The organism is Gemmiger formicilis (assembly GCF_016901605.1).
Lineage (GTDB): Bacteria > Bacillota > Clostridia > Oscillospirales > Ruminococcaceae > Gemmiger > Gemmiger formicilis_B.
In genome coordinates, this window is record NZ_JACJKP010001029.1 from 1 (window position 1) to 217 (window position 217).

A 217-nucleotide genomic window follows, 5' to 3' on the forward strand; every position below is an offset into this window, starting at 1 on the left:
TGGTGCCGGTGGAAAACGTGCCGTAAATATCGCAGCTGCCGTTGCTTTGGGCGGTGACGGTACCGCCCTGAATGGTCACGCTGCTGCCGCTGATGGCCGCACCGCTGCCTGTGGTGATGGCGGTGACGGTGCCGCCGTTGATGGTAATGGCGCCGCTGCTTTGGGGAGCCTGGGAGGAACCGCCGATGGCTGCCGCCGGATCATCGCTTTGGGCCTG

The 217-nt window shown here is 65.4% G+C and carries 1 pseudogene; it reads right to left on the reverse strand.

From position 1 onward, the window contains the following. Positions 1 to 217 (reverse strand): annotated as a pseudogene (locus H6B10_RS17640) (hypothetical protein); the annotation flags it as partial.